The organism is Rhodobacter sp. P2_H5, assembly GCF_056403335.1.
Window position 1 is genome coordinate 33,908 of record NZ_JBFUFS010000027.1, and the last position, 8,354, is coordinate 42,261.

Sequence of the window (8,354 nt, forward strand, 5' to 3'; positions counted from 1 at the left end):
GGCAGGGCCCGCTTCCCGGGCGGCGGTCAGCCCTTGGCCCAGCAATCCAGCACATAGGCCGCCGTCATCAGGTCCAGATGCGCGCCGCCGCCGTTCTTGGCGATGGTGATCTCTTCCGCGTTTTGCCGCGTATAAAGGCCCGCGGCAAGGTCGTAGAAATCCGCCCGGATATCGGCCTCGGTGATCGCGCCGCTGGCGATCGGGTCGATCAGCTCACCGATGTGGTGGATCGTTGTGGCCCTGGAATCGACAAAGATGCTGGCGCGCTGCATCGCGTGGTCATCCACTTCGCGCATCTTCGGGTTATATGCCCCGATCAGGTCCAGATGCTGGCCCGGCTGCAGCCATTCCCCCTTCAACACCGGGGCCGAGGCCATGGTGGCCGTGCAGATCACATCCGCCGCCTTGACCGCGGCCTCCAGATCCTCGGCCACCGCCAGGCCCGGCACCTCAGCCGCCATCTTCGCGGCCCCCGCCGGGCTGCGGTTCCAGACGGTGAAGCGCGCCTCGGGCCAGAGGCTGGAATAGGCCTCGATCATCGAGCGCGCCACGGTGCCCGCCCCCACCAGCAGGAAATGACGCGCGTCCTTGCGGGCGAGTTTGGAGGCTGCCAGCAGGCTGTCGCCCGCCGTCTTCCACTTGGTCACCAGATGGAAATCGACAAAGGCCTTGGGCAGGCCGGTGGCATCGTCAAACAGCGCCACCACGCCATTGACCGTGGGCAGGCCCGAAGCGGCGTTGCCGGGATGCACCGTCGCCACCTTGACCAGCGAGCCGAGGCCGGTGATCCAGGCCGCCCGGTCCAGCATGACATCGCGGTCGCGGTAAAGGAACAGATCGGCGATCTCAGCCCGGGGCAGGCGGTGCCCGGCCTCGAAAGCCGCCAGCAGGCCCCGCCAGCTCATCTTGGCCTCGGCCTCGCGCCCGATGAAGGTGATCATAGCCCGGCTTCCTTTCTTGTCAGCAATCCTTCGGCAACCAGGCGCGCCGCCCAGCCTTGCCAGTCTTCAAAGTGATGGGTGCGCCAGCCGCGCGCCGCCGCCGCCGCGATATTCTCGGGCCGGTCGTCGGTGAACAGCAGCCGCTCGGGCGCAATCGCGCAATCCGCCTCGACCATGGCATAGATGCGCGGATCGGGCTTGATCACCCCCATCCGGCCTGAGACATAGTGGCGGTCGAATTCGGCGAGGAAATCCAGCTTGGGCATGGCCTCCTCAAAGGAGTGGCGGCCAAAGTTGGTCAGGGCAAAGACCGGAACACCCTTGGCCCGCAAGGCGCGTTGCAAGGCGATGGAGCCTTCGATGCGCGGCGAGGCCAGCTCGATCCAGCGGTCGTACCACATGCGGATCTCGGGCGCCCAATCGGGGTGGCGCTCGGCCCAGTCATAGATCGTCTCGCGGAAGAGGGCCCCGGCGTCTATCAGCTCGTTCATGTGGTGCAGATCCACGGCGTCGAACAGGGCACGCCGCCGCGCCTCGCCCAGCACGCGGTCATAGAAGGCCTCGGGCTGCCAGCGGGTCAGCACATTGCCGATGTCGAAAAGGACCGCCTCAACCACCATGCCTGCGCCTCAATGTTTCCCGGTATAGCGTATAAAGCCCGGCCCCGATGATCAGCGCAATCCCGATCCAGCCTTGCAGGTCGGGGAAGGTGCCAAAGAACAAAAGCCCCCAGAGCACGGCCAGCGGCATCGAGGTATATTCGAAAGGCGCCACCAGCGCCGCCTCGTTCATCCGGTAGGCCTGGCTCATCAACAACCCGCCGATGGCGACCGACAGGCCGGTGCCGAGGAAATAGATCCAGTCCTGCATCGGCGGGACGACCCAGGTCCGGAACAGAAAGGCCAGCGAGGCATCCGACGACCCCGCCAGATGCCCGTCGCCCACGAAAACCCCCATGGCACCCGAGACGATCACGAAAGCGATCTGGGTGTAAAAGCCGAAGGTGACCGCACTTTCCGTCTCGCGCATCATCCGGGTCATGGTCTGGGTGATGGCATAACAAAGGGCTGAGGCCAGGACGAGGATCGCCGCCCATTTCACCTGCCCCTCGGGCCGCAGCATGACGACGACCCCGATCAGCCCCACCACCACAGCACCCCAGCGGTGCCAGCCGACCTTCTCGCGCAGGAAGACGACCGAAAGCATGGTCAGAAGCAGGGGCGCCACAAAGCCGATCGCCGCCGCATCGGCCAGCGGCAGGGCGGCGAGGCCGAGGAAATAGGTGACATTGGACAGCATCACGATGGTGGCCCGCAGGAAGTGCATCACGGGGCGTTTCGTGTGCCAGATCCGCCTCTGCCGCGAGACGGCCGCAAAGCCTACGATAAAGGCGATGCCGATGAAGGCGCGCACCAGAATGACCTGATGCAGCGCATAGGTTCCCGACAAATGCTTGATGCACAGGTCATTCAGCGAAAACACCGCCGACCCCGACATGGCCGCGAGGATGCCGAGCAGCACATGCCGCCCCCCGGGCGCGGGCGTCTTGGGCAGAACCCCGCCGGCGAGCGACGGGCCTTCCAGCGGTGTGGCGGGGGGCTGAAGTTTCATGCCCCTGCATAGCAAGAGCCTGCCCCCCGATTCTGTCCCGCCCGCGACACCGCAGGGCAAAGCACGGACGGCCTGCCACAAAGCCGTCTCAGCCCGCCTGAGCCGCCCTCAGCATCCGGTCCAGCACATCCAGAAACCGCGAGCGGTCGGCCTTGGAGAACATCTTGCCCCCGCCCTGCCGGAAGGGATCGGCGCTGCGCAGGTCGGCCATCAGGTCGCGGGTCGCCAGCACCAATCCGATATTGGCGCGGTTCAGCTCCTCGCCATTGTGCTTCAGGACCCGCGCCCCGGCCTCGACACAGCGCGCGGCAAGGGGGATATCGCCGGTCACCACCACATCGCCCGGGCCGGAGCGTTCGGCGATCCACTTGTCGGCCTCGTCCGGGCCCTGGGCGACAAAGACGCTTTCCACCCAGGGGTTGGCCGAGGGGCGGATGCCGCCGTTCGACACCAGCACCATCTTGACCTTCAGCCTTGTCGCGACCCTCTCGGCCTCTTCCTTGACCGGGCAGGCATCGGCGTCGATGTAGAGCGTCACGCTTTCAAGGCCCTGGCGTGGAAGGCCAAATGATCCTCCATGAAGCTTGCGACGAAGAAATAGCTGTGGTCGTAGCCCTCGTGCATCCGGTAGGTGCCGCGGGTGTGGGTCTCGGCAATCGCGGCCTCAAGGGCGGCGGGCATCAGCAGGTCCAGAAACTTGTCCGCGCCGCCCTGGTCGATCAGCAGGGGCCGGTCAAAGCCGCTCTTGCGCAGCAGTTCGGTCGCATCATGCGCGGCCCATGCGGCCTCATCGGCCCCCAGATAGGCCGTGAACTGCTTGCGCCCCCAGTCGGATTGAGAGGGGTTGCAGATCGGCGCAAAGGCCGAGACGGAGCGGAAGCGCTCCGGATGGCGCAGCGCCACGGTCAGGGCGCCATGGCCGCCCATCGAATGCCCGGTGATCGCCTGCCGCGCCGGGTCCAGGGGAAAGCTGGCAAACAACAGCGCCGGCAGTTCCTGCGTCACATAGGTCCACATCTTGAAATGCGCGGCCCAGGGCGCCTCGGTCGCATCGACGTAAAACCCCGCCCCCTGACCCAGATCATAGGCCGCATCATCCGCCACGCCCTCGCCGCGCGGCGAGGTATCGGGGAACACCAGCGCCACGCCCTCGCGCGCCGCCCAGGCCTGCGCGCCCGCCTTGACCATCGCATTCTCATGCGTGCAGGTCAGCCCCGACAGATACCACAGCACCGGCACCGCCCCGCGCGCGGCCTCCTTCGGCAAGAACAGCCCCAGCGTCATGTCGCAGGCGCAGGCCTCCGACGCATGGGCAAGCACCAACTGCCGCCCGTCAAAAGCCTTGTTCTCCGAGACGATCTGCATCTTTTCCACTTTCATTGGTCCATAAATATCCCGGGGGTGCGGGGGCTGGCCCCCGCTTCCGCCGCAGCCAGCGCCTCAACCGCCGCCGATCAAGACCCCGGCGGCAAAGACCAGAGCACCGCCGACCACGACCTGCAGCGCCGCCCGCAGGAACGGCGTTTCCATATACCGATTCTGGATCCAGGCAATCGCCCAAAGTTCAAAGAACACCACAACCATGGCCACAATCGTCGCGGTCCAGAAATCCGCCAGCAGATAGGGCAGGGCATGGCCGAGGCCGCCCAATGCCGTCATGGTCCCGCTCGCCAGCCCGCGTTTGAAGGGGCTGCCGCGCCCCGACAGCACGCCGTCGTCATGCGCGGCCTCGGTGAAGCCCATCGAGATGCCGGCCCCCACCGCCGCCGCCGTGCCGACCAGAAGCGTCGTATGGCTGTTCTGCGTCGCGAAAGCCGTCGCGAAAATCGGCGCGAGGGTGGAGACCGAGCCATCCATCAGCCCCGCGAGCCCCGGCTGCACCCAGGTCAGGATGAACTGCTTGCGCGCGCCTGCGTCCTCGGTTTCGCGCACGTCACCGGGCAGGTATTTCGCCTCCAGCCGCTCGGCGGTCTTCTCATGGCCCGCCTCGGCGGCGGCGAGGTCGCCCAGCAGGCTGCGGGTTGCGGCATCCGAGGTATTGGCGGCAGCCAGGCGATAGAACTTCTCGGCCTGAACCTCCATCCCGGCGGCTTCGGACCGTATCGCCTCCAGCGACAGGTTGCGGGTCAGCCAGACCGGGCGGCGGGCATAGAACCCTGCTACATGTTCGCGCCGGATCAAGGGGATCACATCGCCAAAGCGGCTCTGGTGCATCTCGATCAGGCGGCGGCGGTGGCCGTCTTCCTCCAGCGCCATGCCGTCGAAGACCTCGGCCGAGGCGGGATATTCGGCCCGCAGCATCTGCGCAAAGCTGCGATAGATCCGCGCGTCGTCCTCCTCCGAGGAGATCGCAAGTGCCAGCACCTCCTGCTCGCTGAGATCCTTGAAGCGGCGGCGCTGGGTAAAGCTGGAGATCATCGGAGGGCCTCAAAATTGGAATCATTCTAATATGCCAAAGCCATCCCGGATTGCAAACCGGAATAGCGCACCCGTCTAGCCGCGCCCGGTGACCCTCTGCCGCCACAGCGTGAACAGCCCCGACGCGATCACGATGGCAGATCCGAAGATGACGCTGACCCTCAGGGTCTCGTCAAACACCAGGATTCCGAGGATCGCGATGAAGACGATCTGCAGATAGGCAAAGGGCTGGATCGCCGAGGCCTCGGCCAGATCATAGGCCCGGATCAGGAAGTAATGGCCCGAGCACGAGGTGCAGCACAGAAGGAGCATCCAGAACCAGTCCTGCCCCGCCATGTTGGTCCAGACCGGCAGGCCCAGAAAGGTCATGCCCACGGCCCCCACGATCCCGGTCCAGAAAAAGCTGACCTGCGCGCTGTCGCGCCGCGCGGCATAGCGGGTGAGAAGGGCGTAAAGCGCAAAGATCAGCGCGGCCAGCAGGGGCAGCATCGACCAGAAGGACAGGATCGACGTCCCCGGCCGCAGCATGACCAGCACCCCGAGGAAGCCCAGCACGATCGCCGTCCAGCGCCGCCAGCCCACCTTCTCGCCCAGCACCGGGCCGGAGAGGGCTGCCACCATCAAGGGATAGCTGGTGAGCAAAGCATGCGTCTCGATCAGCCCGTTATGGGCGAAGGCGAGGCCGACGATGCTGATCTGGAACACCAGCAGCAGGCCGCGAACAATGTGCAACCCGATCTGCCGCGTCGGCACGGTAGAGCGCAGACCGCCGGGCTGGCGCGACTGCAGCCAGATCACGAAGAGCGCAAAGAACCAGAAGCGCAGCATCACGACCATCTGCACCGGGTACAGAACGGTCAGATGCCGGGTGATGCCATCCTGTGCTGAAAAGATGATGACGGCGGTCAGCATCATCCAGATGCCGCGCCGGGTGTTCTGTTCGGTCACGCTTTCGCTTCTTTCCGCGCCACGGTCAGGGCATAAAGCCCCGCCAGCACAACAAGCCCGGCGCCTATGGCGACTTCAACCCGCAGCACCTCGCCATAGACCACAATCCCGATCACGGTGACGAAAACGATCTGCAAATAGGCAAAGGGCTGCACGACCGAAGCCTCCGCCGCCTCGTAAGTCTTTTGCAAGAGCCAGTTGGACGCGACCGAGATCGCGGCATAGGCCATCAGATAGACCCAATCCACAGGCGCCACGCTTTGCCAGTGCGGCAGGCCGACAAAGGTCATCAGCACCGCCCCGATGATCGGCGGCCAGAAGAAGGCGGCGAAGAAGGGTTCGTCCCGCGTCGTCAGCCGGGTCAGCACCGAATAAAGCGCAAACATCAGGGCCGAGGCCAAGGGCAGCAGCGCCGCCCAGCTGAACACCCCCGCCCCCGGCCGCAGAATGACCAGCACCCCCATGCAGCCGATGCCCACCGCGAGCCAGCGTTTCAGGCTCATCCGCTCGCCCAGGATCGGGCCGGACATCGCCACCACCAGCAGGGGGCAGACGGTAAAGATCGCCAGGCTCTGGATCAGGCCGATCTTGGTATAGGCATAGACCATGACGCAGATCTCGGCCACCAAGAGGACCGCGCGCAGCACATGCCAGTGCAAGCGGCGCGAGCGGATCGCGGTCAGACCCTCGGGCCGGCGCGCGGCCAGCATCAGGACGAAGGCGGCAAAGACCCAGTAGCGGACCATCACCACCATCTGGGTGTTGTAGGTCTCGGCCAGATGGCGCGAGAAGCCGTCCTGCGCCGAAAAGGTGAAAACCGCGGCGATCATCAGCCAGATGCCACGTGTCGGATTGCGGCTCATGCCCGGACTCCGGTGCTCATGTGGCGCTTGGTGCCATAGCCCTGCGCGCGTGTGACGGCAAAGCCTGCCGCCGCCAGCGCCCGCCGGACATGGCCCGCCGCGGTGTAAGTGGCAAAACTGCCGCCCGGCGCGGTGTGGCGGCCGACCTCGGCCATCAGATCCTCGCCCCAAAGCTCGGGGTTCTTGGCGGGAGAGAAGCCGTCGAGATACCAGGCATCGGCCCGGCCTTGCCACAGGGGCAGGGCGTCGCGGGCATCGGCCTCGATCACCTCGACCGCGATCATCCCCAGGGTGAAACGGCGCAGGCCCTGCGCCCAGGCCGCCACCAGGGGGCCCGCCACCGCCGCCGCCTCTGGGAAGGCGGCATGGCTGCGCGCCATTTCCTCGGCGGTGATCGGAAAGGCCTCGAAACTCGTGTAAACCAGCGGCATTTCGGGGGCCAGAAGGTGGGTCGCCAGCAGGTTCAACCCGGTGCCAAAGCCCAGTTCCGCGATGTGAAACCCCGGCCGCAGCCGCTCGGGCAGGCCGTTGCCGGTCAGAAACACATGCCGCGTCTCCGCCAGCCCGCCTGCCAGCGAGAAATAGGGGTCGTCAAAGCGGCGCGAGACCGGCACCTGACCGTCCCGCCACTCCAACCCTTCTGCCTGTTCACCGACTGCCATTTGGATTAGCCCTTTGCGGCGCGGACCATGGGCAAGGGCAGCAGGAATGACAAGGGTCGATCTGACGGTACGGGGCGGCGGGATCTTCGGCCTTTCGGTGGCCTGGGAGGCGGTGCAGCGCGGCGCCCGCGTCCGCCTGATCGAGGCGCGCCGGATCGGCGCCGGCGCCAGCGGCGGCCTCGTCGGCGCCCTGTCGCCCCACACGCCCGAGGGCTGGAACCCGGTCAAGGCGCTGCAACTGGCCAACCTCCTTGGGGCAGAGGAGTGGTGGGCCGCGGTCGATGCGACCTCGGGCCTGTCCAGCGGCTACGCCCGCGTCGGCCGCCTGCAACCCTTGGCCGATGCCGCCGCCATCGCCCTGGCGCAAACCCGCGCCGCCCAGGCCGCGACCCTCTGGCAGGGGCGGGCGACCTGGACCGTGATCCCTGCCACGGGTGCGGCATGGGAGCCCGCCTCGCCCACCGGCCTCCTGATCCACGACACGCTGTCGGCCCGCCTCCATCCCCAACAGGCGCTGGCCAGCCTCGCTGCGGCCTTGCGGATCAAGGGGGCCGATCTGGTGATCGGTGACGCGGCGGAGGAAGGTCCGGTGATCTGGGCCACCGGCGCCGCCGGGCTGGCGGATCTGACCCGCGCGCTCGGCCACAAGGCCGGGCAGGGCGTCAAGGGTCAGGCCATCGCGGTCCGCCTGCAGGGCTTTGAGGATCAGCCGCAGCTGTTCTGCGACGGGCTCCACATCGTGCCCCATGCCGATGGCACGGTGGCGATCGGCTCGACCACCGAAAACCAATGGACTCACCTCGACACCGACGCGCAGGCCGACGCCCTCCTGACCCGCGCCCGCGCCGCCCTCCCGGCGCTGCGCCACGCGCCCGAGGTCGCGCGCTGGGCCGGCCTGCGCCCTCGCGCCC

10 protein-coding genes are annotated in these 8,354 nt (G+C 66.8%); 1 reads left to right on the plus strand and 9 read right to left on the minus strand.

Annotation, left to right across the window (positions count from 1 at the left end; translation table 11 throughout):
- Window positions 1-26 precede the first annotated feature (26 nt).
- From AC1DVR_RS21840 to mnmC2, 9 genes are all read right to left on the minus strand, one after another.
- On the minus strand, window positions 27-941 hold the full coding sequence (locus AC1DVR_RS21840; RefSeq protein WP_478002733.1) for an ornithine cyclodeaminase family protein: 915 nt from the start codon (window positions 939-941) through the stop codon (window positions 27-29).
- Window positions 938-1,561, minus strand: a complete 624-nt coding sequence (locus AC1DVR_RS21845; protein ID WP_478002734.1) for an HAD family hydrolase — start codon at window positions 1,559-1,561, stop codon at window positions 938-940. Before AC1DVR_RS21845 ends, AC1DVR_RS21840 begins: the two co-directional genes overlap by 4 nt.
- Window positions 1,551-2,552 carry a DMT family transporter gene (locus AC1DVR_RS21850; protein WP_478002735.1) on the minus strand — a complete coding sequence of 334 codons (1,002 nt, stop codon included), beginning with the start codon at window positions 2,550-2,552 and terminating at the stop codon, window positions 1,551-1,553. Before AC1DVR_RS21850 ends, AC1DVR_RS21845 begins: the two co-directional genes overlap by 11 nt.
- 88 nt (window positions 2,553-2,640) lie before the next feature.
- Window positions 2,641-3,090, minus strand: coding sequence for a YaiI/YqxD family protein (locus AC1DVR_RS21855; protein WP_478002736.1), 450 nt, complete (start codon window positions 3,088-3,090; stop codon window positions 2,641-2,643).
- Window positions 3,087-3,917, minus strand: a complete 831-nt coding sequence (fghA, locus tag AC1DVR_RS21860; protein WP_478002743.1) for an S-formylglutathione hydrolase — start codon at window positions 3,915-3,917, stop codon at window positions 3,087-3,089. The genes AC1DVR_RS21855 and fghA overlap by 4 nt, the downstream gene beginning before the upstream one ends.
- 75 nt (window positions 3,918-3,992) lie before the next feature.
- Entirely contained in the window at window positions 3,993-4,970 is a 978-nt protein-coding gene (mbfA, locus tag AC1DVR_RS21865) for an iron exporter MbfA (protein WP_478002737.1), read from the minus strand.
- Between the two features lie 75 nt (window positions 4,971-5,045).
- The gene (locus AC1DVR_RS21870) at window positions 5,046-5,918 is read right to left on the minus strand and encodes a DMT family transporter (RefSeq protein WP_478002738.1); all 873 of its coding nucleotides are present in this window, start codon (window positions 5,916-5,918) and stop codon (window positions 5,046-5,048) included.
- Window positions 5,915-6,781 (minus strand): DMT family transporter, encoded by an 867-nt coding sequence (locus tag AC1DVR_RS21875; protein WP_478002739.1) that lies wholly within the window; start codon window positions 6,779-6,781, stop codon window positions 5,915-5,917. The genes AC1DVR_RS21870 and AC1DVR_RS21875 overlap by 4 nt, the downstream gene beginning before the upstream one ends.
- Window positions 6,778-7,443 (minus strand): tRNA (5-methylaminomethyl-2-thiouridine)(34)-methyltransferase MnmC2, encoded by a 666-nt coding sequence (mnmC2, locus tag AC1DVR_RS21880; protein ID WP_478002740.1) that lies wholly within the window; start codon window positions 7,441-7,443, stop codon window positions 6,778-6,780. Before mnmC2 ends, AC1DVR_RS21875 begins: the two co-directional genes overlap by 4 nt.
- A gap of 46 nt (window positions 7,444-7,489) precedes the next feature.
- Here mnmC2 and AC1DVR_RS21885 point away from each other — a divergent pair.
- Window positions 7,490-8,354, plus strand: an 865-nt coding sequence (locus AC1DVR_RS21885) for an NAD(P)/FAD-dependent oxidoreductase (RefSeq protein WP_478002741.1), incomplete at its 3' end; no start/stop codon positions are given.

Coding starts and splice junctions, on each gene's coding strand:
- AC1DVR_RS21845 (WP_478002734.1), bottom strand. CDS start 1,561: ATGGTGGTTGAGGCGGTCCTTTTCGACATCGGCAATGTGCTGACCCGC.
- AC1DVR_RS21850 (WP_478002735.1), bottom strand. CDS start 2,552: ATGAAACTTCAGCCCCCCGCCACACCGCTGGAAGGCCCGTCGCTCGCC.
- AC1DVR_RS21840 (WP_478002733.1), bottom strand. CDS start 941: ATGATCACCTTCATCGGGCGCGAGGCCGAGGCCAAGATGAGCTGGCGG.
- mbfA (WP_478002737.1), bottom strand. CDS start 4,970: ATGATCTCCAGCTTTACCCAGCGCCGCCGCTTCAAGGATCTCAGCGAG.
- AC1DVR_RS21875 (WP_478002739.1), bottom strand. CDS start 6,781: ATGAGCCGCAATCCGACACGTGGCATCTGGCTGATGATCGCCGCGGTT.
- fghA (WP_478002743.1), bottom strand. CDS start 3,917: ATGCAGATCGTCTCGGAGAACAAGGCTTTTGACGGGCGGCAGTTGGTG.
- mnmC2 (WP_478002740.1), bottom strand. CDS start 7,443: ATGGCAGTCGGTGAACAGGCAGAAGGGTTGGAGTGGCGGGACGGTCAG.